General features: G+C 73.7%; 23 protein-coding genes. 16 read left to right on the plus strand and 7 right to left on the minus strand.

The window, feature by feature from the left end; all coding sequences use genetic code 11:
* Positions 1-350: 350 nt before the first annotated feature.
* From K2F47_RS18275 to K2F47_RS18315, 9 genes are all read left to right on the plus strand, one after another.
* A complete protein-coding gene (locus K2F47_RS18275; RefSeq protein WP_242905071.1) occupies positions 351-2,018 on the plus strand; it encodes a hypothetical protein in 1,668 nt (555 codons plus the stop codon).
* Positions 2,015-2,866 carry a hypothetical protein gene (locus tag K2F47_RS18280; protein WP_242905072.1) on the plus strand — a complete coding sequence of 284 codons (852 nt, stop codon included), beginning with the start codon at positions 2,015-2,017 and terminating at the stop codon, positions 2,864-2,866. The genes K2F47_RS18275 and K2F47_RS18280 overlap by 4 nt, the downstream gene beginning before the upstream one ends.
* A gap of 12 nt (positions 2,867-2,878) precedes the next feature.
* Positions 2,879-5,623 carry a phosphoenolpyruvate synthase gene (locus K2F47_RS18285; RefSeq protein ID WP_242905074.1) on the plus strand — a complete coding sequence of 915 codons (2,745 nt, stop codon included), beginning with the start codon at positions 2,879-2,881 and terminating at the stop codon, positions 5,621-5,623.
* The gene (locus K2F47_RS18290; RefSeq protein ID WP_242905076.1) at positions 5,620-7,092 is read left to right on the plus strand and encodes an MFS transporter; all 1,473 of its coding nucleotides are present in this window, start codon (positions 5,620-5,622) and stop codon (positions 7,090-7,092) included. Before K2F47_RS18285 ends, K2F47_RS18290 begins: the two co-directional genes overlap by 4 nt.
* 28 nt (positions 7,093-7,120) lie before the next feature.
* Entirely contained in the window at positions 7,121-7,771 is a 651-nt protein-coding gene (locus tag K2F47_RS18295) for a sensor histidine kinase (RefSeq protein ID WP_242905078.1), read from the plus strand.
* The gene (locus tag K2F47_RS18300; RefSeq protein ID WP_242905080.1) at positions 7,768-8,421 is read left to right on the plus strand and encodes a response regulator transcription factor; all 654 of its coding nucleotides are present in this window, start codon (positions 7,768-7,770) and stop codon (positions 8,419-8,421) included. The genes K2F47_RS18295 and K2F47_RS18300 overlap by 4 nt, the downstream gene beginning before the upstream one ends.
* Positions 8,422-8,459: 38 nt before the next feature.
* Positions 8,460-9,065 carry an ATP phosphoribosyltransferase gene (gene hisG, locus K2F47_RS18305; protein WP_242905082.1) on the plus strand — a complete coding sequence of 202 codons (606 nt, stop codon included), beginning with the start codon at positions 8,460-8,462 and terminating at the stop codon, positions 9,063-9,065.
* Between the two features lie 557 nt (positions 9,066-9,622).
* A complete protein-coding gene (locus K2F47_RS18310; RefSeq protein ID WP_242905090.1) occupies positions 9,623-10,771 on the plus strand; it encodes a YcaO-like family protein in 1,149 nt (382 codons plus the stop codon).
* Between the two features lie 226 nt (positions 10,772-10,997).
* Entirely contained in the window at positions 10,998-12,068 is a 1,071-nt protein-coding gene (locus tag K2F47_RS18315; RefSeq protein ID WP_242905092.1) for an L-type lectin family protein, read from the plus strand.
* Positions 12,069-12,126: 58 nt separating this feature from the next.
* Here the strand turns inward: K2F47_RS18315 and K2F47_RS18320 are convergent, their stop codons facing one another.
* The 3 genes from K2F47_RS18320 to K2F47_RS18330 form a co-directional block, all read right to left on the minus strand.
* Positions 12,127-12,639, minus strand: a complete 513-nt coding sequence (locus tag K2F47_RS18320; RefSeq protein ID WP_242905093.1) for a hypothetical protein — start codon at positions 12,637-12,639, stop codon at positions 12,127-12,129.
* Between the two features lie 252 nt (positions 12,640-12,891).
* Positions 12,892-13,377 carry an iron chaperone gene (locus K2F47_RS18325; protein ID WP_242905094.1) on the minus strand — a complete coding sequence of 162 codons (486 nt, stop codon included), beginning with the start codon at positions 13,375-13,377 and terminating at the stop codon, positions 12,892-12,894.
* A gap of 86 nt (positions 13,378-13,463) precedes the next feature.
* The gene (locus tag K2F47_RS18330) at positions 13,464-13,919 is read right to left on the minus strand and encodes a carboxymuconolactone decarboxylase family protein (protein WP_242905095.1); all 456 of its coding nucleotides are present in this window, start codon (positions 13,917-13,919) and stop codon (positions 13,464-13,466) included.
* A gap of 177 nt (positions 13,920-14,096) precedes the next feature.
* On the opposite strand from K2F47_RS18330, the gene K2F47_RS18335 reads away from it, so the two are divergent.
* Positions 14,097-16,592 (plus strand): tetratricopeptide repeat protein, encoded by a 2,496-nt coding sequence (locus tag K2F47_RS18335; RefSeq protein ID WP_242905096.1) that lies wholly within the window; start codon positions 14,097-14,099, stop codon positions 16,590-16,592.
* Positions 16,593-16,614: 22 nt separating this feature from the next.
* On the opposite strand, the gene K2F47_RS18340 is transcribed toward K2F47_RS18335, so the two are convergent.
* A complete protein-coding gene (locus tag K2F47_RS18340; RefSeq protein ID WP_242905098.1) occupies positions 16,615-16,950 on the minus strand; it encodes an ArsR/SmtB family transcription factor in 336 nt (111 codons plus the stop codon).
* Positions 16,951-17,099: 149 nt separating this feature from the next.
* Between K2F47_RS18340 and K2F47_RS18345 the strand changes: the two genes are divergently transcribed.
* Together K2F47_RS18345 and K2F47_RS18350 are read left to right on the plus strand one after the other, a co-directional pair.
* Complete coding sequence (locus tag K2F47_RS18345; protein WP_242905109.1) at positions 17,100-18,494, plus strand: DHA2 family efflux MFS transporter permease subunit; 1,395 nt, start codon at positions 17,100-17,102, stop codon at positions 18,492-18,494.
* An 18-nt stretch (positions 18,495-18,512) separates the two neighbouring features.
* Positions 18,513-19,034, plus strand: a complete 522-nt coding sequence (locus K2F47_RS18350; RefSeq protein ID WP_242905112.1) for an EF-hand domain-containing protein — start codon at positions 18,513-18,515, stop codon at positions 19,032-19,034.
* Positions 19,035-19,045: 11 nt separating this feature from the next.
* Here the strand turns inward: K2F47_RS18350 and K2F47_RS18355 are convergent, their stop codons facing one another.
* Complete coding sequence (locus K2F47_RS18355; protein ID WP_242905114.1) at positions 19,046-19,720, minus strand: GntR family transcriptional regulator; 675 nt, start codon at positions 19,718-19,720, stop codon at positions 19,046-19,048.
* A gap of 122 nt (positions 19,721-19,842) precedes the next feature.
* Here K2F47_RS18355 and K2F47_RS18360 point away from each other — a divergent pair, with 122 nt between their 5' ends.
* On the plus strand, positions 19,843-20,370 hold the full coding sequence (locus tag K2F47_RS18360) for a YbhB/YbcL family Raf kinase inhibitor-like protein (protein WP_242906003.1): 528 nt from the start codon (positions 19,843-19,845) through the stop codon (positions 20,368-20,370).
* A gap of 20 nt (positions 20,371-20,390) precedes the next feature.
* Here the strand turns inward: K2F47_RS18360 and K2F47_RS18365 are convergent, their stop codons facing one another.
* Together K2F47_RS18365 and K2F47_RS18370 are read right to left on the minus strand one after the other, a co-directional pair.
* On the minus strand, positions 20,391-21,467 hold the full coding sequence (locus K2F47_RS18365) for a sensor histidine kinase (protein ID WP_242905116.1): 1,077 nt from the start codon (positions 21,465-21,467) through the stop codon (positions 20,391-20,393).
* Positions 21,464-22,126, minus strand: coding sequence for a response regulator transcription factor (locus K2F47_RS18370; RefSeq protein WP_242905118.1), 663 nt, complete (start codon positions 22,124-22,126; stop codon positions 21,464-21,466). Before K2F47_RS18370 ends, K2F47_RS18365 begins: the two co-directional genes overlap by 4 nt.
* Before the next feature lie 122 nt (positions 22,127-22,248).
* Here K2F47_RS18370 and K2F47_RS18375 point away from each other — a divergent pair, with 122 nt between their 5' ends.
* The 3 genes from K2F47_RS18375 to K2F47_RS18385 are packed head-to-tail and all read left to right on the plus strand — an operon-like array spanning position 22,249 to position 25,330.
* Positions 22,249-23,184 carry an ATP-binding cassette domain-containing protein gene (locus K2F47_RS18375; protein ID WP_242905126.1) on the plus strand — a complete coding sequence of 312 codons (936 nt, stop codon included), beginning with the start codon at positions 22,249-22,251 and terminating at the stop codon, positions 23,182-23,184.
* Positions 23,181-24,659: an ABC transporter permease subunit gene (locus tag K2F47_RS18380; RefSeq protein ID WP_242905128.1), complete on the plus strand. Its 1,479-nt coding sequence runs from the start codon at positions 23,181-23,183 to the stop codon at positions 24,657-24,659. Before K2F47_RS18375 ends, K2F47_RS18380 begins: the two co-directional genes overlap by 4 nt.
* Complete coding sequence (locus K2F47_RS18385) at positions 24,656-25,330, plus strand: ABC transporter permease subunit (protein WP_242905130.1); 675 nt, start codon at positions 24,656-24,658, stop codon at positions 25,328-25,330. Before K2F47_RS18380 ends, K2F47_RS18385 begins: the two co-directional genes overlap by 4 nt.
* Position 25,331: the final 1 nt, after the last annotated feature.

The raw sequence follows: 25,331 nt of genomic DNA on the forward strand, positions 1-25,331 counted from the left end.
CTTGTGCTTCACGTGGGGACCCTGAATGCGGCCACGATATGCACTGCCATCTCGCCTGGGAGCTGAGTTCGGCGTGCGGTGCCCCGGGAATTCATTAGGTATTTGATGATCAGCTTGAATGTGGCGGGCTTGAGTTGTCAAGATCATGTCTTCCGGAGCGGCTGTCCACATCCGGCCATGGACACCACTTGTCAGGGCGTCCATGCCTATCTGTTAGTAGATATAGGTGACCGATCGGGCCGGACTTCGGATCGCGCTCCCACTCGGGGAATTAGTATCGGTCGCGGGGCGGGGGCCCTGGAAGGGGGGAAAGAACCAGCGCTCGACAAGGCGGGTCACCGTCGCCAGTCATGCCGACATACAGGAACATGATGCTTCTTGCTCCCAGCTACCTGCGTGAACTGCTCGGCAAGGCGTTTGCGCACATCGACGTTCCGGCCGAGCACGCCGTCGTCCTGGAGGGCTCCATTGCCGAAGGGTTCGGCAACGACGCCTCCGACATCGACTACCTGGTAATAACACCGGGCGATCGCATCCAGCCGACCATGCCGACGATCCTTTTCATCGACGGCCGCCGAGTCGAGGTGCGGATGCGTTCGGCGGAACAGATACGCGCGCAACTGGACACGCTGCGGACGACCGCGGCCCGCGACGTCGGCCGCGTCTCCGACGACCTGCTCAACCGCTGCCAGCGGTTCGTCAACTGCTATCCGCTGGTGAACGAGCCGTTCATCGAGCGGTTGCGGGAGCCGCTGCCGCCCGCGGAACTCCAGGACATCACCGCGCGTTGGTTCGAGCACCAGACGCGGCCCGCCTACGGGTTCGCCGCGGCCATGCGGCTGCTCGGCGAGCCCCGCTACGCCGAGCTGGCCGAGCGCACGGCGCTCGCGCGCGCCGCCAAGTCCTGGCTGAGCCGCCAGGGGGAGACCTATCTCGACTTCAAGTGGCTGTCACCGCAGTTCGCGCGGGCGCCGGGCGGCGCCGAGGTCGCGGCGGAGTACGGCGAGCTGATCGCGGGGACGCCGTCCCCGCAGGCCGTGGGCGGGTTCCTCACGCGGCTCGGGCTCGGCGCCGACGCTCGGCTCGACCGGCTCGAACTGCGCCGGCGGCGCGGGGTGACGACCTGGCAGCTCGGATCGCGCGTGCACGTCGTCCGGGGCCGCGCCGAGATCTTCGCGCTGAGCGACCGCGCCGCGCGGGTGTGGCGGTCGCTGCCGTTCGGCGTCCCGCTGGAACGTGCCCTCGCCCAGGGCCCCGGCGTGACCGGGCCGCTGATCGCCTTCTTCCACCGGCTCGGCCTGGTCGAGCTGCGCTGGCGCGGGGGGCCGGTGCTGCCCGGCTGCGGCTCGCACACGCCGACGCCCGCGACCGTCCTGCCGCTCCTGGCGCTGGACGGGCTGCTGCTCGTCGACGGCGACCGCGGCACCGACGTCACCGGCGACGTCGCGCTCGCCCCCACGCCCGCCCGGCGCTTCGCCGCCTGCGGGATGGCGCTGATCTGGGGCAACCTCGGTGTCGAGAACGCCCGCGAGGACCTCGTCGGCGCCATCGGGCTCGACCAGGAGGGCACCGCGACGGCGGCGTCCCTGCGGATGGTGCGCAGCGCCTGCCAGTCGGTGATCGCCGCGTACGGCGTCGATCCGCAGCCGCCCATCGAGGAGGCGCCGCTGGTCGTCGCCCGGATGCCGCACGTCGATCCCGCCGTCGCGGCGCGCGCGGTCGAGCTGTCCGCGTTCCTGCTCCGGCACGGGTTCGGCGCGCTCCCCGGCGGGATCGGCGAGCTGGACGAGTTCACGCTGCTCGTCCGTCGGGCGACGCGCTGCGAGTTCCCCTCGACGTTCGTGTCCGCCGAGGGGTGGGGCAGCACGCTCGACATCGGCTACGACTGGGTCAGGCTCGGCGCCTACCTCGACTCCGCGTTCCCCGTGGAGGAGGCCCGCGACCTGCTGGCCTCGGGGGGCGCGCAGCCCGCCACGAGAGCCGAGGGGGCCCCGGCCGCCGCCGGATCGGCGCGATGACCGCCGCCCCGGTGGACGCCCCCCGCGCGCGCCGGACGGGTGTCCCCTCGCCCGGCCAGGGCCTGGTCGCGGCGGCCGTCTTCGCCGTGGCCCACCTGTACTACGGGCGGGGCGACGTGCGGCCGTCGCTCGTCGCGGGCACGCTGACGTTCGTCCTGCTGATGGTCCAGCTGCGGCTGGTGGACGACCTCGACGACCTCGACCGCGATCTGGCCGCCGCCGGAGCACCCGCGGCGTCCGTCGCGTCGAAGCGCCGGAGCCTGTGGTGCGCGCTCGCGGCCGTGGTCGTCGCGACCGCCGCCCTCAACGCGGTGTGGCCCCCGGCCCTCGCCGCGTGCGCGGCGATGACGGTGCTCGCCGTGCTCACGCCGAAGGTGAAGCGGTTCGTGCTGCGGAGCCGCCTCGTCCTGTTCGTCCTGTACGAGAGCGCACCGGCGCTCGCCGTCCTCTACACCTATGTGAGCTGGCGCGCGGCCGGGGACCGGGGCGTTCCCGCCGCGCGCGCGGCGGGCGTCGTCGCCCTGCTCTGGGTCGGCTACGAGTTCTGGAAGTTCTCGCGCAAGCACGGCATGCCGGTCTTCCAGCCGTACGACCTGTCCGTCGCCGGGGTGCGCCGCGTCCTGTACGCGCTGCTCGCGGCGGGACCGGCGGCGGCGCTGCTCGCCGTCTACGGCATGCCCGGGGCCGCGCTGGCGCTCCCCGCGCTCGTGACCCTGCTGTCGGTCGCGCTCGCCGCCCTCGTCACCGCGGACCGGCCAGCGCGCCGCGCCCGGCCCCCGTCCTGGGGCGGGCTCGTGTTCCTCGGCGGCCTGGCCACGTCCCTTTTCGTCGCGACCCTCGTTTCCTGAGTGGAGAGCCGGATGCACCTGCTGACCGAGAAGAGCCCGCCGGACGCGATGACCGCGTGGGCCGGCGGGAAGGCCGCGAACCTGCACGCGCTCACCGCCCACGGCTTCGACGTCCCGGCCTGGACGGCGCTCGGCGCCGACGTGTTCGAGCACGTCATGGAGCGGAGCGGGCTGCGCGAGGACGTCGCGGGCCTGCTCGCCGACCCCGCGCCCGCCGAGCTGGAGAAGGCGGCGCGGCACGTCGCGGCGCGGCTGGAGTCGATGCCGCTCGGGGACGACGTCCTCGCCCTCGTCGAGGCCGCCTACGACCGGGTGGGGGGCGGCGACGTCGCGGTCCGGTCGTCGGGGGTGGAGGAGGACTCGGCGGCCCACTCGTTCGCGGGCCAGTTCTCCAGCTACCTCCACGTCGAGGGGCTGGAGGAGGTCGTCGCCGCCGTCCGGCGGTGCTGGGCGTCGGCCTACTCGGCGCGGGCGATGACCTACCGGCTCTCGCACGGGCTGCCCGCCGCGTCCGCCGCCATGGCCGTGATCGTGCAGCGGATGGTCCCGGCCGAGGTCAGCGGCGTCATGTTCACCACGAACCCGGCGAGCGGCGACCCGGACGAGACCGTCGTGAGCTGCGTCCACGGCCTCGGCGAGGGGCTGGTCTCCGGGGCCGTCGACGCCGACACGGTCACGCTGCGCTCGCTCGACCACGCGATCGTGGACGTCGTGGTGGGGGAGAAGGCCGAGCGGTACGACCGCGACCCCGCCGGTTCGGGATGCCTGGTCACCGAGGTACCCGAGGCGGCCAGGAAGGAGCTGGCGGTCGACGAGCCGATGCTGTGGCGGCTCGTCGAGCTCGGCCGCCGGATGGAGGAGGCGCTCGGCGGTCCCCAGGACGTCGAGTGGGCCGTGGCCGACGGGCGCCCGCTCGTGCTCCAGAGCCGTCCGATCACGACGCTGCCCGAGCGCCCGCTCCCCGACCCCCGGCACCGCGTCTGGGACAACTCCAACATCATCGAGAGCTATGCGGGCGTCACCTCGCCGCTGACCTTCACCTTCGCCCGCCACGTCTACTACCGGGCCCACCTGGAGTACTGCCGCATGCTGGGCATCCGCGGCGCGCGGCTGGCGGAGATGAACGAGTGGCTGCCGACGATGCTCGGCTACTTCCACGGCCGCGTGTACTACAACCTGTTCAACTGGTACCGGACGATGCGCCTGGTGCCGTTCTACCGGCTCAACCAGGGCGCGCTGGAGACGTCGATGGGGCTCACCGAGTCGCTCGACGCCGCCGTCGCGGAGGACCTGCGCCCCTGCACGCCGGGCTCGCCGGCCGCCGAGGCGCTGGTCAACGCGCGGATTCTGGTCAACTACGTCCGGCGCGTCCTGACCAACCCGCGCGAGGTCGACGCGTTCGTCGCCCACTTCGACCGGACGTTCCGCCACCTGGACGGCCTCGACTACACCCGGCTCCCGGCCGGCGAGGCGTACCGGCTCTTCCAGGAGTTCGACCGGAAGATCATGCCGCGCTGGGGGCCGATGGTCGTCCTGGAGCTGGTCATCCTCACCTCGTTCGCGACCCTGCGCGAGTGCACCGGCCGCTGGCTGCCGGACGCGCCGGCCTGGTTCCTGTGGAGCGCGGTGAGCCCGGGCGACCAGATCGAGTCCGCCGCGCCCGCGCGTGCGCTGGGCCGCCTGGTCGAGCGGTTCAAGGCCGACCCGCGCCACGAGCGCGCGCTGCGGGACGCGGCGACGATGGACGAGCTGTACGCCGCGCTCCGCGACGCGGACGGCGGCGGCCTCGCCGCGGACATCGACGCCTACATCGACGAGTACGGCTACCGCAGCCTGAACGAGCTGAAGCTGGAGGAGCCGGACCTGCGGCAGGACCCGTCCGTGCTGCTGGAGATGCTCCGGGTCGGGCTGGTCGCCGAGGGGCACCAGGCGGCCGGGCCGTCGTCCGCCGAGGCCGACGCCTACGTCGACGAACGGCTGAGCGGCGCGCGCAAGTTCGTCTACAAGCTCGTCCGGGGCAAGGTCCGCCGCTCGCTGGAGGCCAGGGAGCGGGTCCGCTTCTGCCGGACGAGGGCGTTCGGGCTGGTCCGCCGCATGATGCTGGCGATCGGCGCGGACCTGGCGCGGTCGGGCATGATCGGCTCGGCGCGGGACGTCTTCCTGCTCAGGCTCGACGAGGTCGCCGCGTGCCTCGACGGCACCTACTCGCACGGCGACCTGCGTCCGCTGATCGAGCTGCGCAAGGCGGAGCTGGAGCGGTTCGGCGCGCTCGACGCGCCCGCCCGGTTCACGACGACGGGCCTCATCTACGACCGGCGGGGGCTTACGGCGGGCGGCTGGGTGCGTCCCGGCGCGGACGGGCACGACGGGCGGGACGGCGCGGTCGAGCCCGGCCACCGGTTCGAGGGCACGCCGTGCAGTCCCGGAACGGCGGAGGGGGAGGCGCGGGTGGTCGAGCGTCCGCAGGACGCGGCCGGCGGGGTCATCGTCACCTACCGCACCGACCCCGGCTGGATCTCGGCCCTGCCCGCCGCCAAGGCGCTGCTCATCGAGCGCGGCAGCCCGCTCACCCACATCGCGATCGTGGCGCGCGAGCTGGGGGTCCCGGCGATCGTCCAGATCAAGGACGTCACCCGGAAGGTGCGCGACGGCATGCGGCTGCGCGTCGACGGCACGACCGGGACGGCGACGGTGACCGCCGCCGCCCCCGCCCCTGCCGCCGCCGCTCCGGCGGATGCCGAGGGAGGGGGGACATGACGCGGTCGAACCCGCCGGTCGCGCTCGCGGCGGCCGGCACCGCGACCTTCCTGACCATGCTGGACGCGACCGCCGTCAGCATCGCCGCGCCCCGGCTCACCGAGGACCTCGGCGCCTCGCTGGACGAGCTGATGTGGGTGTTCAACGCCTACGTGCTCGTGCTGGCGGTCACGCTCATCACCGGCGGCCGGCTCGGGGACTTGCTCGGCGCGCGCCGGACGTTCCTGACCGGCCTCGCGATCTTCACCGTCGCGTCCGGTCTGGTCTGGTTCGCCGCCGCGCCGCTGGCGCTGATCGTGCTCCGGGCCGTCCAGGGCCTCGGCGCCGCGCTCCTCATGCCGCAGGCGATCGTCATCGTCGGCATGGTCTACCCCCGGGAGCGGCTGGGCGCCGCCTTCGGGGTGCTCAGCTCGCTCGCCGGGGTGGCGAGCGTGCTCGGGCCCACGGTCGGCGGCGTGCTGGTCACGACGCTCGGCTGGAAGTGGATCTTCCTGGTCAACGTCCCGGCCGGGGTGCTCGGGGCGGTGCTCACGCTCGCGGGCGTGCCGCGCGACGTCCCGCCCGGGCGGCGCCGCCTCGACCTGCGGGGCGTCCTGCTGTGCTTCTCCGGCCTGTTCCTGGTCTCCTACGGGCTGATCGAGGGGCAGCGCTACGACTGGGGGAGGATCGGGTCGTTCGTGAGCGTCCCGCTGGTCATCGCCGCCGGGCTGGTGCTGCTGGCCGCGTTCGGGGTCTCCCAGCGGGGCCGCCCGCACGCGCTGGTGCCGCCGTCGCTGTTACGCGACCGCGCCTTCGTCATGACGAACCTGGTGGCCGGTTTCACGGCCTTCGCCCTGCTGGGCTTCTACCTCCCGCTCACGCTCTACCTCCAGTTCGCGCGCGGGATGCCCGCGGACCGGGCCGGGCTCGCGCTCGCCGCCATGCCGCTGGTCTCCATGGTGACCGCGCTGGTGGCGGGCCGCCTGGTCGACCGGATCGGCGGGAAGCGCGTCCTGATGGCGGGGCTGGCCGCCTTCACCGCCGGACTCGCGGCGACCGCCCTGGTCGCCGGAAGCGGCACCTCGGCGTGGGCGCTCCAGCCGGGGCTGCTCGTGATCGGGCTCGGTACCGGCCTCACGTTCCCGCCGATGACCACGCTCGCGATGCGGGACGTCCCGCACGGCGCGGCGGGCGCGGCGGCCGGCGTGTTCAACAGCACCCGGCACCTCGGGAACGTCATGAGCGCCGCCGCCGTGGGGGCGCTGCTCCAGAACCGCATCGCCGCCGCGCTGCCGCGCGAGGGCGGCGGGCGGTGGCGCGCGGCGATCGAGGCCGCCGACCTGGACGGCCGGTCGCGCACCTACACCGAGGCGCTGCGGCCCACGTTGCTGCTGTCGGTCGCGCTGCTGGCCGCCGCGCTGGCCTGCGCGGCGGCGCTGCCGCCCGGCCGGCGGGAGCGGGCCGCGCCGGAACTGGCGCGGCGCGCGTGATGGGAAGGACCGATTGGGGGGTGGACGGATGGATCGGCGGGAGCAGAGCGAGAAAGTCGCGCGGGAGTTGACCGCCGGAATCGAGGAGGAGCGGCAGCGGCTGAGGCGCGAGGTCCACGACCAGATGGCGCCCGCCCTCGCCGCGCTGCGGCTGCGCTTCGACCTGGCCCGCGAGATCGTCGCCGTCGACGAGGAGGGCGCGCTCGACTCGGTGGACGAGGCGATCCGCAATGTCGGCGAGGCTCTTTCGGGCCTGCTGGCCGCCATCGACGGGGCGTTTCCCGCCGAGCTGGCGCGGCTCGGCCTGGTCGGCGCCCTGGCGGAACTCGGCGCGTTCCTCTCCATGGTCGATCTGCGTATCGACGCCGCCGAGTGCGATATCCGGGAAATGTCGCCCCCATGCGAGGTGGCGGCGTACAAGATAGCCGCCGAGGCGCTCACCAACGCGCGCAAGTACTCCTCCGACCGCAGCGCGGCCGTGACGATCGACCGGCAGGAGGACGACATTGTGCTACAGGTCACCAGCAGCATCGGCATCGAACGCGAGTCCCACCCGTCCTACGGTGTCGGCTTCCATTCCATGCGGGAGCGGGCCGCCGCGCTCGGCGGCAAGTGCAACGTCCACGCGTCCGACGAGGGAATGGTCGTCCGCGCCCGGATGCCGTTGAGGCCGGCATGAGCGTCCGCGTCCGTGTCCTCCTTGTCGAGGACCATCCCCTCTACCTCGGCGCGCTGCGCGCGCTCTTCGAGCACGGCGACGACTTCGAGGTGGTCGGCGAGGCGGGCACGGCCGCCGCCGCGCTGGAACTGCTGCCCGAGGCGCGGCCGCACGTCGTCACCCTCGACCTGCGCCTGCCCGACGACGCACACGGGTCCCTGACCCAGCGCGTACTTGCTGCGGCTCCCGAGGCGCGGGTGCTGGTCATCAGCGCGCTCACCGAGAAGGCGTCGGTGCTGGCGGCGCTGCGGTCCGGGGTGCACGGCTACCTGACCAAGGAGGCCGGGAGCGAGGAGATCCGGCACTCGGTGCGGCTGGTCGCCGCCGGCGGGACCGCCTTCAGCGAACCGATCACGGCGCTGCTGCGGGACTGGCTCAAGGCCGATTCCGGAACCGCCGCGAAAATGCATTTCCCCACGCTCACCGATCGCGAACGGGAGGTTCTCGACCTGCTCGCCGCGGGCCGGGAGTACGCGGAGATCGCAGGCCAGCTGGGCATCTCCGAGAAGACGATCCGCAATCACCTCTCCAACCTGTTCGTCAAACTCCAGGTGAACAACCGCGCCCAGGCGATCCTGGTGGCGCGCCAGGCGGGAATGGGCACGTCCTAAGGAAACGGGCGCGCCCTAAACTTCGTGGAAGGCATCGCATGCTGTCTGTCGTCCTGCCCGACGGGGCCGCCAGGAAGCCGGCCCTGGACCTGTTCGCGGCGGCCGGGCTCACCGTCCGCCGTCCTTCCCGGCGTGCCCTGCGCGGCAAGGTCGACGACCCGCGCGTCGATCAGGTCTACATCCTTCCCGCGCCGCAGATTCCGCGCTATCTGGAGCGGGGAAGGTTCGACCTCGGCATCACCGGCCGTGACCGGGGCCACCGGACGGCGGTCTCGGTGATCTCCCTCGGGGAGCTGTGCCTGCCGGGCCCGCCGTCGGACCTCGTCGCGCCGATGGAGCTCCTCGCGAGCCGCCGGGCGCACCGGGACACCGTCAAGCGGTCGGCGATGGACGACCTGATGACGCTGCTGAGCGGCGCGGTGCACGCGGGCCGCAAAACGCTGCTCAAGGTCAGGGTGCCCGAGGCGCGGCTGGTCGCGGTGACCGAGATCCTGGCCGCGCTCACCCGGCCGACGTCGGTCCCGCTGCTCGGCGGCGGGGAGCACGCGGTCGAGGCCGTCGTCGACCGGCGGGACATCAGCGTCCTCGTCCCCGCGCTGAAGAGGGCGGGCGCCATCTCGATCATGGAGATCCCCACCCGCTGAGCCGGAGCGGCGGCGTCCCGGATGTGCGCGATCGGTCCCGCACCATCCGACCAGAGGAAGCAAAATGAAACGGCCGTCTCATGTGTCGGGGGCGGCCCCAGTGTTGCTTTTCGTCGGTGCCGGTCACGCCGGTGGTAACGGCGGCATCGTCCAAACTGAGGGATTGCGGACCCCACAACCGCAGTGGACGCGATAAGCGCGACCACAGGGCAAGGGGGAACTGTCCGCCGTGGATGTTTCCCTTCGCGGCCAGGTCGGGCACAGTACCTTCCGACACTGCGAGTTACGCAGAGTTAGGGAGTGGGTGCGATGGGCTGCGAGTCATACCGGTGTGGTTCCCACACCGCCGTCGGCGAGCTGACCGCCGAGGTGGCGACGCGGCCCGGGGAGCGGGAGCGCCCGCGGGCCGGGGAGGAGTCGGCCCGTTGACGGCGCAGGGCAGGTACCAACGGAGCGGTCCCCTCCCGCGGGAGGGGGCCCTCTGGCATCAGGGCCGCCTCCACGGCGCGAACGGCTTCGCGGCCGCCGTGCCCCAGGCCGGGGAACGGTCCTTCCCGTTGCCGCGCGCCCGGGCCCTCATCGACGAGGCGCTGGACGAGGCGGGGCTGCGGCCACGGCTGACCGATCTGCACGGGGCCTGGCGCTGCCGCCTCTCGCGTCCCGACGGCACCCCCGTCCGCGCCGGCGTCGGGGTGGGACGCGGCGACTACCAGGCCGCGCAGGTCGGGGCGCTGTACGAGGCGCTGGAGCGCCACCACGCCGCCGCCCTCCCCGCGCGCGGCGAACGGATCGAACTGCTCACCGCCGCCCGCCTCGCGGACACCGACCTGGCGGGCGACCCGGTACTGGCGCCGCTCGCCGCGTCCGGCGGTCAGGGGGCGGTGGCGGCGGCGGTGGCGTGCCGGACCTACACCGCGCTCGACCACTCCGGGCGGACGCTCCCGGTGCCGGTGTTCCTCACCACCCCCGCCTACCTGGAGTGCCCTCCCGACCGGCGCCATGAGCTGGGCGACGTCCTCGACTACGCCCCGCTGCGCGGGTCCGGCACCGGCGGCGGCACCGCGATCGGCGCCACCCGCGACGAGGCCCTCGTGCACGCGCTGGCCGAGGCGGTCGAGCGGGACGCCTACGCGCTGCTGCTGGCCGGAACGTTCCTGACGGCCTGCCCGCCGCCGCTGCGGCTGGTGCGCCCGGCGAGCCTGCCCGCCCATCTCCAGGAGCTCTATCTGAGCGCCGGATGGCAGGTCGGGGCCACGGTCGCGCTGATCGACATGACCACCGAACTGGGCATTCCGACGTTCTGCGCCCATGCCTCCCGCAACGGGAAGGCGGTGCGGGGGCAGGGGGCGTCGCTGTCGGCCGAGTACGCGGTGCGGCGCGCGCTGAGCGAGCTGATCCAGGCCGCCGCGATCCGGCGCGGCGAGTGGAACCCGCCGCCGCCCCGCCGCCCGCGCCCGCCGGACGCGGCGAGCGCCGGCTTCGACCCCCATCTGGCCGCCGCCCGCCAGTGCGACTTCATCCCGACCGGCACGCCCGCCGCGCCCCGCGAACACCTCCAGCGCCTGACGGCCGCGCTGACCGGCCACGGGCACCGCCCCTACGGCCGGGTCCTGCACACCGAGCCCAACGGCGTGACCACGGTGTCGGTGTTCGTGCCCGGGCTGGAACGCTGCCCCGCCGGCCCCGCGGCGCCTTCTCGAACGTGACCTTCATGGGGGGCCGCGCGGGCGAGCCGTGACCGCCGCATGGGCCGACATGCGTTTCCTTAATATTCTGCCGCGCATATTCCCATGGGATCGGTAATGGCCTGCTCCCGCGCCGAGTTCGTGGTCGGATGAGTCCGGTGAAGGGGACCAGCCGAGAACTCGCGCAGGAAGAATCGACGATATGAGACATGGGTTGACTCGCGTGGTCGCGTCGGTCGGTGCCGTTATGGCCGTCGCGTCGTCCGGGTACGCGGTGGCGGCGTCCGCGGCCCCGGGACCGGTTCTGGTGGACGAGCCGTTCACCCGCGCCACCGCCGACTCGCGCTTCGTCGGCTACGGGGCCGCCTGCCTGACCGGCGCCGCGCGGGGCGACGCGCCGGCGGAGGGCGCGAACCACCCGCTCGCGGGCTGCCGCCGGGACCCGGCCGGTCCGGTGCCCCCGGGCGGGGCGGAGCGGCGCGGATACCTCCAGCTCACCGACGCCCACCCCGAGGTGACCGGCGCCGTGATGTTCGACTCGCCGGTCCCCGCGCGGGACGGGCTGGAGGTGACCTTCGAGCAGTGGCAGTACGGCAACACCACCCGGGCGCCCGCCGACGGGATCTCGTTCTTCCTCACCGACGGCGCGGGGCCGCTGCACACTCCGGGCGCGTTCGGCGGAAGTCTCGGATATGCGCAGAAACTGCCGGGCGGACGATCGGGCGCGCAGTTCGTCCCCGGCGTCGAAAACGGATATCTCGGCATCGGGCTCGACACGCTGGGGGAGTACTTCGGCGACGGGGAAAGGCGCGGGAACGGCTGCGAGCGGCGCTCCCCGGCCGGGACGGAGTTCCGCGTGCCCGCCCCCGGCCCCAACATCGTGTCCGCGCGCGGCCCCGGAAACGGCACCGAGGGCTATTGCCTGATCGACGCCACGACGAGCAACAAGTCGAGTACGGGCCCCTGGAGGTCGAGCCTCCCCGGACGGCTCCACGGCGGCCTCGCGTCGATGCCCGCCAGGGCCACGCCGCAGCAGGCCGAGAGCCGGCTGGAGCCGGTCAAGCGGACCGTCCGCGTCGTGCTGACGCCCGCGCCGGACCCGATGGTCACGGTCGCCATCGACTTCCAGGACGGCGAGGGCTTCCAGCAAGTCCTGCGGTTCGCGGCGCCGCAGCCCGTCCCGGACGCCTACCGTTTCGGGTTCGCCGCGTCCACCGGGCCGCTCACCGATGTGCAGCTCATCCGGCGGGTCGTCCTGCGCGCGCAGCGTCCGGCCCAAGGCCAGGAGTCGTCCGAGGAGTCGTCCGAGGACGACTAGCGCGAAAGCCCGGCCGCGAACCCGCGGCCGGGCCTCGTTCCGGTCGTGCGGCCTCCGGTCAGAGCCGGAGATCGCCCAGGTCACCGCGGTAGTGGCCGGGGTCGCGGCGATGGGTGCGGAGCGCCGTGACCTTCCCGCCGAGCATGTCGCGGGCCCGCGGCAGGCGCTGCGCCGGGAACTCGGTCGGGGTGTCGTGGTCGGGGACGAGGCGCGGGGTGGTGCCCCGGTCGGCGATCCGCGCCGAGGTGATCGTGAGTTCGTAGTGGGCCCACACCATGGCCGCGTCGGCGAGCCGGCGGGCCGTGGCGTGGACGAGGTAGACGTCGGACAGGGCGGTGACGACCAGCAGCACGGGCGCGGCACGGTCCAGGTTGATCGCGGTGGGGTCGGTCGGCCAGACCGACACCCGCAGGTGCCGGTCGCCCACGGCGCGCAGCTCGCCCCAGTCCGGGACGCAGACCTGCGGCAGCCCGTCGGCACCACAGGTGATCATGACGACGGGACGTTGCCGGGACGGGGAGTTGGCGATCGCGTTGACGGCGGCAGGGAGCACCTCGGGTGAGAACGACATCGGTGTGTCCGCCCTTACGTCGAAGGTCCGCCGGCCCGGCGTGCGGGCCGAGCGGGTCTTGGCACTAATCCTTCCCGATATCTATCGATCATACATTCGATAGCGTTAACGATCACACAGCTTTTTCCGAGTAGCGGGAGACGGGGGACACACGTTTACCCTGGGGCCGCAGAGCCCAAACCGCAGCCGGGCCCACCACCGGGGCCGCTGTGAAACGGCGCCGATGGTGGGCCCGGCTGTTCGATTGAGGGGTCAGCCCACCGCGCGCTTCACCAGGTCGCTGACCACGGCCTCGTTCGCGGCGTTCAGCTCCGTCAACGCGTAGGTGGTCGGCCACAGCGTGCCGTCGTCGAGGGCGGCCACGTCGCTGAAGCCGAGCGTCGCGTACCGCGACTTGAACTTCTGCGCGCTCTGGAAGAAGCAGAGCACCTTGCCGTCCTTGGCGTAGGCGGGCATCCCGTACCAGGTCCTCGGCACGAGGTCCGGCGCGACCGAGGCGATGATCTCGTGCAGCCGCTCGGCGAGGACCCGGTCCGCGTCCGGCATCTCGGCGATCTTCTCGCGGACGTCGCGCTCCCCCTCCTCCCTCGCCTTGGCCAGGGACGAGCTGCGGCGCGCGGCCTTCTTCAGCTCCTTGGCGTGCTCCTTCATCGCGGCCCGCTCGTCGTCGGAGAACCCGTCGAAGTTCTTCTCGGACGCGGCGGCGTCGCCCGTGGTGGCCTTGCGTGCCTCGCTCATATGGAAATCTCCCTCTCTGGCGTGTCTCGTCGAACGGCTCGTCGAACGGCGGGCCCTCGGCGGAGGGCCGCCCCTCAAGGTCCGGTCTATCCCCAGGCCCCGGCGATCTGCCGGGTGGTGGCGTTGAGCCGGTTGAACAGGTTGGTGAGCGCGATCATCAGGACGATCGCGGCGAGCTGCTTCTCGTCGTAGTAGGTGGCGGCGGCGTCCCAGGTCTCGTCGTCCACCGCGTCCGGACGGTCGGCCAGCCGCGTCGCGGCCTCGGCCAGGGCCAGCGCCGCCCGCTCCTCGTCGGTGAAGTAGGGCGCCTCGCGCCAGGCGGCGACCGCGGCCAGCCGGTCCTCGCTCACGCCCGCCTTGCGCGCCGACTTGGCGCCGCTGTCGACGCAGGCGCTGCACCCGTTGATCTGGCTGGCCCGCAGGTGCACCAGCTCCAGCGTCTGCTGCTCCACCCCGCCGGAGTGCGCGGCCTTGAACAGCTGCTGGATGGGCTGCATCGCACCGGTCAGGACGGCGGCGGGGTTCTGCATCCGGGACTGCATCGCGGGTTTCTCCTTCGTGATCGGCTGCCCCATTCCCTCGGGGCATGGCTCCATCACAGCGGGACGGGCCGCCCCTGCCGATGCCCGTGGGACACCCTGGGACAGTCGAAACACCTCTGAACAGGGCTAATCTATCTAGAAGAGTTGTAGCGGGACGGGACAGGGAGGCCGGGGCGGATGGCTGTGGAACACCGGATGCCGCAGACCGGCCCGCGCGACGACCCCCGGGACGAGCTGGCCGCCCGGCTGCGCCTGCTCCAGGAGGTGTCCGAGCGCGGCGTCCGTGCGCTCGCGCGCGACGCCGGCCTCAGCTCGTCGTCGCTGTCGCGCTACCTGAGCGGCCAGACCGTGCCGCCCTGGCCCGCGGTGATCGCGCTGTGCCGCCTCGTCCAGCGCGATCCGCGCCCGCTGCGGCCGCTGTGGGAGCGCGCGGCGAACCCGCTGCCCGCGCCGCCGAAGACGAGCCGCCAGGTCCAGCCGCCGTCGCCGCCCGCGGGCGCGCCGCGTCCGCCCCGCAACGACCTGCCGCGCGACGTGCCCGACTTCACCGGGCGCGAGGCCGAGCTGGCCGCCGTCCTCGCCGCCGTGGACGCGAGCCGGGTGGTCGCGCTCGACGGCATGGCGGGCGTCGGCAAGACCTGCCTCGCGGTGCACGCCGCGCACCGGCTCGCCTCCGACTACCCCGACGCCCAGCTCTACATCGACCTGCACGGCTTCACCGCCGGACGCGAGCCGCTCGACCCCGATCCCGCGCTGCGGACGCTGCTCGCCGCCCTCGACGTCCCGTCCGAGAAGATCCCGCAGGAGGGCGGCATCGAGCCGCTGGCCGCGTGCTGGCGCTCCGAGCTGGCGCACCGGCGGGCCGTCGTGGTGCTCGACAACGCCTCCGACGCCGAGCAGGTCCGGCTGCTGCTCCCCGGCGCCGGACCGTCCGTCGCCCTGGTGACCAGCCGCAACCGCCTGCTGGGGCTGGACGAGGTGCCCCCGGTTTCGCTGGACGTGCTGTCCCCGAAGGAGAGCGCCGAGCTGCTGGCCCGCGCCAGCGGCGACCCGGGCGGGTCCGGCGGGCGGCTGGCCCGCGATCCCGAGGCGGCCGCCGAGGTGCTGCGGCTGTGCGGGCACCTGCCGCTCGCGCTGCGGCTGGCCGCCGCGCGGCTCCGGCACCGGCCCGGCTGGACGGTCGGCGTCCTCGTCGAGCGGCTGGCGGAGGGCGCGAGCGAGTTCGACACGGCGTTCGCGATGTCGGTCCGGCAGCTCGACCGGACGCGGCGCCGCTTCTTCCGGCTGCTCGGGCTGGTGCCCGGCTCGTCCTTCGACGAGTACGTCGCGGCGGCGCTCGCGGCCGTGCCGGTGCGCGATGCCCGCGAGATGCTGGAGGACCTGCTGGACGCGCACCTCGTCCAGCAGCCGGCGGCCGGCCGCTACCGGCTGCACGACCTGGTGCGCCAGCACGCGCGCCGCGCCGCCGACGAGCAGGACGGACCGGCGGAGACCGAACGCGCGATCCACCGCGTCCTGGACTACTACGTGCACGCGGCGGCGGCAGCCGACGCCGTGATGTCGCACGCGCTGCCCGGCCGTGCGGTCTCCGTGAGCCACCCACCAGCCGACCTGCCCCGATTCGCCGGCAAGCACGCGGCGCTGTTCTGGTTCGGCACCGAGTACACGAACCTGATGGCCGTCTTCGAGACGGCGGTCGCCGCCGGGGCCGACCGGCACGTCTGCGAGCTGCCGCGCGCCATGCGCGCGTTCTTCGCGCGGCGCTGCGGCACCACGCACCTCAACGTCCTGTTCGAGCGCTCGCTGGTCGCCGCGCGGCGCCTCGGCGACCCTCAGATGCTGGCCGACGCGCACAGCGACCTGGGCTTCGCCCGCTACAACGCGGGCCGGATGGCCGAGGCGGGCGCCGCCTACGACGCGGCGGCGCCGCTGGTGTCGAAGGCGGGGGACGCCTGGACGGAGGCCGAGCTGACCATGCGCCTCGGCTACCTGCGGTGGGACGAGGGGCGCGTCGAGGAGCCGCTCGGCCTGTTCCGGCGGGCGGGCGAGCTGTACGACGCCGCCGGGTGCCCGGCGGGCCGGACCCACGCGATCGCCTACGAGGCGTGGGCGATGCTCCAGCTCGGGCACCTCGACGAGGCGGCGCGGCTGGCCCGCGAGGCGCTGGAGGTCCCGCACGACGACCCCGCCTGGCCGCCCACGCTCACCGCCCGGATCACCCTCGGCGTGGCCATCGCCCAGGAGCGTCCGGACGAGGCGTCCGAGCACCTGCGCCAGGCCCTGGAGCTGGCCCGCGAGGACGGGCACAAGCACAACGAGGCGTGGTGCCTCAACTGCCTCGGCGTGGCGCTGCGCCAGATGGGCCGCCACGAGGAGGCGCTCGCCAGCCACCGGCAGGCGTTCGCGCTGCTGGAGGAGCTGTTCGAGGAGCACTGGAAGCTGCACTTCCTCGACAGCTACGGGGAGACGTGCCGCCTGGCGGGCCTGCCCGACGAGGCGCTCCGCCTGCACCGCGAGGCGCTCGATCTGGCCCCGAGGGTCGGCTACCGGCACAAGGAGGCGCAGGCCCACGAGGGCATCGCCGCCGTCCTCGCCGAGAGCGACCCGGCCGCCGCCGCCGAGCACCGCGCCGCCGGCCAGGCCATCCTGAACGAACTCGCCGAACTCTCGTAACGCCCGTAAATCGGAGCGCGCGTTACGCCGCGCCGCTCGCGGACGCCTCGTCCGCGCCGAGGCTCAGGATCGGGTCGAGCAGGCCCGGGAAGCGGTCGCCGAGATCGCCGTAGCGCGGCCGGATGCGCCGGTGCCGCCCGTCGACGGCCATGCTGATCAGCCCGGCCTCGCGGAGGATCCGCCAGTGGTTGGTCATCGTGGACAGCGGCACGTTCATGCCCTCGGCGAGCGCGGCGCAGTGCGAGTCGGGGCTGGTCCAGGCGCGCCGCACGAGCTCCAGCCGTACCGGATCGCCGAGCGCGTGCAGCACCGACGGCAGCGTCATCGACTCGCGCGCGGGCTCGGGTAGCAGTCGCATGCCCCGACGATACCCTATGGTTCGACAGTACGAGATTATCGAACTATCTTTGCCGGACGGCATCCCGCCTCACGAAGGGAACAGCGTTGTCCGCACCCGAAAACGCATCGTCCACTGGCGGAGGAATAAGCTCGAAACGGGCCGTACTGTTGGCCGTCGCCTGCCTGGGCCAGTTCATGGTGCTGCTCGACAGCACGATCGTCGGCGCGGCGCTGCCCGATATGCGGGAGCGGTTGCACACGGGGTTGAGCGGCCTGCAATGGATCGTCGACTCCTACGTCCTGCTGGTCGCGATGCTGCTGCTGTCCGGCGGCGTGTTCGCCGACCGCTTCGGCCGCAGGCGCGTGTTCCTCGCGGGTGTCGCGGTGTTCACGGCCGCGTCCGTGCTGTGCTCGGTCGCGCCCTCGCTCGGCTGGCTGATCGCCGGACGGGTGCTCCAGGGCGTCGGCGCCGCCGCGCTGAGCCCCGCTTCACTGGCCCTGCTCGCCACCGCTTATCCCGTCCCGCAGGAACGGGTGAGGGCGATCGGATTGTGGGCCGGATTCAGCGGAATCGGCCTTGCCGCCGGGCCGCTGGCCGGTGGAATTCTGGTGGACGCCTTCAGCTGGCCCGCCATTTTCCTCGTCAATGTTCCGATCGGCGCGGTGCTGCTCGCGGCCGGTCTGCGCGTCCTGGGGGAGTCGCGCAACCCGGGCGCGCCGGCGATCGACGTCCCGGGGACGGTCCTGTCCGTCCTCGGCGTGGGCGTGCTGACCTACGGGCTGATCGAGGGCGGCTCCCGGGGCTGGACCTCGCCCCTGATCCTGGGCTCCTTCGTCGCCGGGGCCGTGCTCCTCGCCGTCTTCGTCGCCGTCGAGGCGCGCACCGCGGCGCCGATGCTGCCGCTGCGGCTGTTCCGGCAGCGGCTGTTCACCGTCTCCAATACCGCGATGGTCGTCGTCGGCTTCGCGCTCATGGGCTCGGCGTTCTTCTTCTCCCAGTTCTTCGTGTACGTCCAGGGGAGCTCGATCCTGCGCGCCGGGCTCCAGACGCTGCCCAGCACGCTCGCGATGGTGGTCGTCAGCCCGTTCGCGGGCCGGCTGGCGGCCAGGTACGGCTTCCGGATCGTCGTCACGGTCGGCCTGGTGCTGGCCGGGCTGGGCCTGCTGGCCATGGGTTTCGCGCACGCGCACACCCCCTACGCGAACGTGTGGTGGCGGCTGGCCGTCGTCGGCGTCGGGTTCGCGCTGACGATGTCGCCGCTGACCGGAGCCGCCATCCAGGCGGCCGGCCCGCGCGAGGGCGGGCTCGCGTCCGGCGTCAGCAGCACCACCCGGCAGATCGGCGCGGTGCTGGGCGTGGCGGTGCTCGGCGCGGTCGTCCGCGCGCGGGAGTCGGGCGGCGCGTCGTTCGGGTCCGGGCTCGACAGCGCATTCCTCACGGCCGGGGCCGTCACGCTGGTCGGCGCGGTCCTCACCGGCCTGTGGCTACGACCGCAAAGCCACCAAGACATTACTTTTCGACCAGGCCAAGGGGACCGTGAGGGCAGTGTTGCCTCTCGGTGATACGGGGACCACGGAAAGGTGGCGACCCCCTTTCAGCGAGACAAGGTCCGGCTGGTCTTCGACGCCCTCGACCGCGACGGCGACGGCACCCTCCGCGCGGGCGACTTCGAGGCCCTCGCCCGCCGGTGGGCGGCGACCCGCGTGGCGGGCGACGAGGAACACCTGCTGGCGGCCATGCGCGGCTGGTGGACGACGCTCGCCGCGCACTCCCGCACCCCCGACGCGGTCGCGATCGAGGACGTGCTGACCGTCGTCGACCTGCTCACGACCATGTCCGAGGCGGTCACCACGACCGCCGCGCTCATGTTCGAGGCCGTGGACGAGAACGGCGACGGCCGCATCTCCCCGGCGGAGTACCGCCAGATGATCGAGGCGTGGCAGGGCGGCCCCACCGACGTCGCCGACACCTTCGCCCTGCTCGACACCGACGGCGACGGCGTGATCTCCCGCGAGGAGTTCGCCGCCCACTGGTACGAGTTCTGGGCCGGGGACGACCCCGCCGCCCCGGGCAGCCGGGTCTTCGGCCGCGTCCCGGGCTGACCCGGCGCCCCCTACCCGGTCAGCCCGGCCGCCGTCAGCGTGAGGTGCAGGGCCAGCACCTCGGCCGCCGCGCCGGCGTCGCGGGCCAGCGCCGCCTCCTCCAGCCGCCGGTGCTCGGCGATCCCGTCCCGGCCCGGGTCGCGGTGCGCCGACCAGCGGCGGGCCAGCTCGCTCGCGGTCCACATGCGGTCGAACGTCTCCAGCAGGACGGGGTTGCCGCAGCCCTCCAGCAGCGTCCGGTGGAACACGCGGTGCGCCTCGGACCACTCCTCGGTGTAGTACTCGCCGCCGTCGGACGCGTGGACCGGCGTGCGCGCCAGCCGGTGGTGGGCCGCCCGCACGCGCGCCTCCCAGTCGAGATCGCCGCGTTCGACCGACATGCGCAGCACGACCGGCTCGATCGTTCGGCGGGCCTCGGCGATCTCCTGCCAGCGGCGGTCGGAGTGGGACGGGACGGCGAAACCGCGGTTCGGCAGCCGGTCGGCGAGGCCGTCGCCGACCACCCGCACCAGCGCCTCGCGCACGACGGCCAGGCTCACGCCGTGCTGCTTGGCGAGCTCGTGCGGTTTGAGGGGGGCGCCGGGGGCGTGCTCCCCGCGCATGATCGCGTTCCGCAGGTGCGCGTAGACCTGCTCGGAGAGCATCCGCTTCCCGGACGCGGCTGAGGTTCCGGCCGTCTGGCTCATGCCGTCAGCATAGACGATTTGGCAAATAATCGATTATTACTGTTATGGTCGATCTGGTGGCGGGGCGATCCACCGAGATCGCCCGCCGCCCCGACGGCACGACCCTTGAGAGGAACGACCCGATGAACGACCCCTTCGCCCGCCTTCCCGAGGCGGCCTCCTTCACCGTCACCAGCGCGTCCGTCGCCGACGGCGCCGCCTGGCCGTCCGAGCAGCTCTCGTCCGGCGTCCCAGGCGGGAAGGACGTCTCCCCGCAGCTCTCCTGGAGCGGCGCCCCCGACGGCACCAAGAGCTTTGCCGTCACCGTGTACGACCCCGACGCGCCCACCGGCTCCGGGTTCTGGCACTGGGCGGTCGCCGACATCCCCGCGTCCGTCACCGAACTGCCGGAGGGCGCGGGCGACGACACCGGCTCGGCCCTGCCTGGGGGCGCGTTCCAGGTGCCCAACGACGCCCGCCTCGCCCGCTACATCGGCGCCGCCCCGCCCGCCGGGCACGGCCCGCACCGCTACCACGTCGTGGTGCACGCCCTCGACGTCGAGTCCCTCGGCGTCCCGGCCGACGCCACGCCCGCCTACCTCGGCTTCACGATCGCGGGCCACATCCTCGGCCGCGCGGTCCTGGTCGCCACCGCCGAGACGCCCGCCTGACCAGCGCTGCCCAGGCCCCGCTACCTGGTGAACCGCACCGTGATCGAAAGGCCGCCCCCGGGGCGGGCGGTGGCGGTCAGGGCGGCGCGGTGGGCCCGGGCGACGGCGTTGACGATGGCGAGGCCGAGACCGTGGCCGTGCCGGTCGGGCGACCCCTTCTGGAAGGTCTGGAAGAGCCGCTCGACCTGGTCTTCGGGAACGACCGGCCCGCTGTTGGCGACGGTGACGGCCGCCTCCGCGCCGAACGCCCGCGTGGTGACCGTCACCCACCCGTCCGCGTGGTTGTGGCGGACGGCGTTGTCGACGAGGTTGGCGACGAGGCTCTCGACCAGCCTCGGGTCCCCGGCCGACGTCGCGGGCGCCAGGCTCTCGGTGATCTCGATGCCCGCCTCCGCCGCCCGGGCCCGCCGGGAGGCGAGCACCTTCCCGGCCGTCTCGGCGAGGTCCAGCTCGTCCCAGCAGGTGACGCCGCGCTCGCTGGTCGCGAGGACGAGCAGCGACTGGACGAGCCGCTCCTGGTATCCGCCCAGGTCGAGGGCCTCCTCGCAGACCGCGCGGAGGGTGGCGGCGTCGGCGTCCGGATCGGCGAGCGCGACCTCCAGGAGGGTGCGCAGGCCCGCGAGCGGCGTGCGCAGCTCGTGCGAGGCGTTCGCGACGAAGTGGCGCTGCGCGTCGAAGGACGCCTGGAGGCGCGCGAACAGGTCGTCGAGCGTGCGGCCCAGCTCGGTCAGCTCGTCCACCGGTGCGCCGAGGTCGAGGCGCCGGTGCAGGTCCCCGGCGGAGATCACCTGGGCGGTGGCGGTGATGGCGCGCAGCGGACGCAGGAACCGTCCGGCCACGAACCAGCCGAGGGCCAGCGCGACCGGGACCAGCACGGCGAGGGCGACGGCCGAACCCGCGAGCAGGCGGGGGAGGCCGACGCCCGCCCCGGCGTCGGCCGGTGCGGGCGCGGCGCCCTCGGGCGTCGTCGACCCGACGCTGGCCAGCGGCACCGCGACCATGACGACCACGAGGAACCCGGCCGCGTAGATGCCCGCCGCGTAGGCGAGCGCGAGCCGGGTGCGGAGAGAGTGCCGCAGCGGGCGCCGCGCGGTCACGCCGGTCCGATGCGGTAGCCGCCCTCGCGGACGGTCTCGATCACGGGCGGGTCGCCGAGCTTGGCCCGCAACCGGTGCATGGCGTGCTTGACCGCGCTGCTGAACGGGTCGGCCGCCTCGTCCCAGACGCGTTCGAGCAGTTCCTCGGCGGACAGCACGCGGCCCGGCACGGCGAGCAGGCATTCGAGCAGCGCGAACTCGCGGGGGCTCAGCGCAAGCGGCCGCCCGGCCCGCGTCGCGACCCGGCGGGCCGGGTCGAGCGTGATGTCCCCGCAGGTCAGCACCGGCGGCAACGGCGGGGTGGCGCGGCGGGCCAGCGCGCGGACGCGGGCGACCAGCTCGGCGAACGCGAACGGCTTCGGCAGGTAGTCGTCCGCGCCGAGGGCGAGCCCGCCGACCCGGTCCTCGATCGTGCCGGACGCGGTGAGCATCAGCACGCGGACCTCCCGCCGGTCGTGGGCGAGGCGGCGGCAGATCTCGTCGCCGTGGACGCCGGGCAGGTCGCGGTCGAGGATCACCACCTCGTAGCGGGTGACCGCGAGGCGTTCGAGCGCGGCCGTCCCGTCGAGGACGACGTCGACCGCCATGCCCTCGCGGCGCAGCCCGGCCCCGAGCGAGCGGGCGAGGACCTCGAAGTCCTCGACGACGAGGACCCTCACCGCTCCGCACCAGGCCCGCCTGGTTGGAATGCCATGCGGGGCACGATGCCAGATGCCCGGTTCCAACCGGGTCGCAGTCGCTGCGACCCGGGTGAAACCGGGTACCGCGTACAACCGTCGGCATGAATCCAACCGGAATCACCGTCGCGGGCCTCCGCAAGCGCTACGGCGCGGCCCTCGCCCTCGACGGCATGTCGTTCTCCGTCCGCCCGGGGGTGGTGACCGGCTTCGTCGGCCCGAACGGGGCCGGGAAATCAACGACGATGCGCGTGATCCTCGGCCTGGACGCGGTCGAGGCGGGCACGGCGCTCATCGGCGGCAAGCCGTACCACGCCCTCCGGCGTCCGCTGACCCATGTCGGTTCCCTGCTGGACGCGGCGGCGCTGCACCCCGGCCGCAGCGGGCGCGACCACCTGCTGTGGCTCGCGCATGCCCAGGGTCTCGCCGCGCGGCGCGTCGACCAGGTGATCGAGCAGGTCGGCCTCGCCCCGGTGGCCCGCCGCAAGGGCGGCGCGTACTCGCTCGGCATGCGGCAGCGGCTCGGGATCGCCGCCGCGCTGCTCGGCGACCCGCCGGTCCTCATGCTGGATGAGCCGTTCAACGGCATGGACCCCGACGGCATCATGTGGATGCGCGGGTTCCTGCGGGCGCTGGCCGCCGAGGGCCGCGCCGTGCTCGTCTCCAGCCACCTGATGGGCGAGATGCAGGACGTGGCCGACCATCTCGTCGTGGCCGGACGCGGCCGGGCCGTCGCCGACGCCGCCGTGGCCGACCTGATCGCTGCCGTCTCCACAGGCCGGGTGACGCTGCGGACGAGGGCGGCCCCGCAAGCGATGCAGGCCCTCGTCCATGCCGGGGCGAGTGTGGCGGCGAGTGGGCGCGACACCGTCACGGTCTCCGGGCTGTCCGCCGATCGGATCGTGGCGCTGCTCGGCGCGAAAGCGGTGCCGTTCTCCGAGATTTCCGCGCACCGCGCCACCTTGGAGGACGTCTACCTCGAACTCACCCGCGAGGCGGTCGAGTTCCGCGCCGCGACCTCCACGGGGGAACCGCGATGACGCGCGGCGGCTTCCTCTGCCTGCTGCATGCGGAATGGACCAAGTTCCGGACCGTCCGGGGCTGGGTGGGCGGCATGGTGGCGGCGGCGCTGATGGTGGTGCTGATCGCCGTGCTGACCGGGCTCAGCAGCGCCGATGACGGCGGGCCGGACGTCCCGATCGGGCCGGACGGGAGCCCGGTCACCGACAGCTTCTACTTCGTCCACCGCCCGATGACCGGGGACGGCAGCGTCACCGCCTCCGTCTCCGCGCTGCGCAGCAGCCTCCCCCAGGGCCTGGCCGAACTGCGCCCCGGCAGCGTGCCGTGGTCGAGGGCCGGGCTGATCATCAAGGCGGGCACCCGGCCGGGATCGCCCTACGCGGCGATCATGGTGACCGGCGGGCACGGCGTGCGGATGCAGGACGCCTACACCGGCGACATGCCGGGCCCGTCCGGCGCGTCCCCGCGCTGGCTGCGGCTGGACCGCTCGGGCGACACGGTCACCGGCCTCGCCTCCGCCGACGGCGCGCACTGGACCAGGGTGGGCACCGTCCGCGTGCACGGGCTCGGACCGTCCGCGCAGGGCGGACCGTTTGTCGCGTCCCCGCCCGTGGTGCAGGGCATGGGCACGAGCGGCAGCGTGTCGACGGCCGTCTTCGAGGACCTCCACGTCCAGGGCACCTGGGCGAACGGCGACTGGAAGGGCGAGCAGGTCGGCCCGCGATCTCCCACCTTCTCCGGCTACCCGCAGAACGTTTCGGGTTCCGTGACGGAAGAGGACGGCCGGTTGACGGTGACCGGCGCGGGCGACATCGCGCCCGCCGTCCGCGAGACCCTGCCGACCGGCGGCACCGTCGGCGAGATCCTCACCGGCGCGTTCGCCGCGCTGGTCGCGGTGGCCGTCGTCGGGACGCAGTTCATCACCGCCGAGTACCGCAGGAAGCTGATCCACGTCACGCTCGCCGCCAGTCCGCGACGCGGCCGGGTGCTGCTGGCCAAGGCGATCGTGCTGTGGACCGTCACGTTCGTCGCCGGGCTGGCGGGGGCGGCCGTCGCGGTCCCGCTCGGTGTGCGGCTCGCGCGGGCGAGCGGCGTCTACATCTTCCCGGTCACGTTCGCGACCGAACTGCGGGTGGTGACCGGGGTCGCGGCGCTGCTCGCGACCGCCTCGGTGCTGGCCCTCGCCGTCGGCGCCGTCCTCCGGCACGGCCCGGGCGCGGTCACCGCCGTCGTCGTGGGAATCGTGCTGCCCCACGTCCTCGTCGCGATCCCGTTCATGCCCGCGAGCGCGGCGAACTGGCTGGCCCGGGTGACCCCGGCGGCGGCGTTCGCCGTCCAGCAGACGCTGGTGCCCTACGACCAGGTCGCGAGCATCTACACGCCGTACGAGGGCTACTATCCGCTGCCGCCGTGGGCCGGGCTCGGCGTCCTGGCCGGGTACGCGGCGGCGGCCCTCGCCGTGGCGGCCGTCCTCCTCCACAGGAGGGACGCGTGAGAGCGGCCCTGCATGCGGAATGGACGAAACTGCGCACGGTGGCCGCCCCCCGCTGGCTGCTGCTCGGCACGATCGCCGCGACGGTGGCCCTCGGCGCCGGGGCGGCCTCGGTGGCGACGTCCGCGACCGGCGGCGACGCGGCCGGGCTCAGCCTGATCGGGGTGCGGCTCGGGCAGGCGCCGGTGGCCGTCCTCGCCGTCCTGGTGCTCTCCGGCGAGTACGGCACCGGCATGATCCGCATCACCCTGACGGCGACGCCGCGCCGGGTCACCGTGCTCGCCGCGAAGGCGATCACGCTCACCGGCGTCGTGGCCGTGGCCGGGACCGTCGCCGTCCTCGGGGCGGTGGCGGCCGGACGGCTCGTCCTGCCCCCGGACGGCGACCCGGCGCCGCGTGCCGCCGCCGGGTCGGTCCTCTACCTGGTCCTGATCGCCCTGCTCGGCCTGGGCGTCGCCGCCATCGTGCGGGACGCGGCGTCCAGCGCCGGTGCCGTCCTCGCCCTGCTCTATCTCCCGCCGATCCTCGCCGGGGCCGTCGGCGACCTGCGGTGGCTCCAGCGGATGGGGCCGGCGGGCCCCGACGGCACCTGGACCGGCCTCGGCGCGACCGCGGGATGGGCCGCCGCAGCACTGCTGGTCGGCGGCCTGCTCCTGCACGTCCGCGACGCCTAGC

The organism is Actinomadura terrae (assembly GCF_022751215.1).
Classification (GTDB): domain Bacteria; phylum Actinomycetota; class Actinomycetes; order Streptosporangiales; family Streptosporangiaceae; genus Spirillospora; species Spirillospora terrae.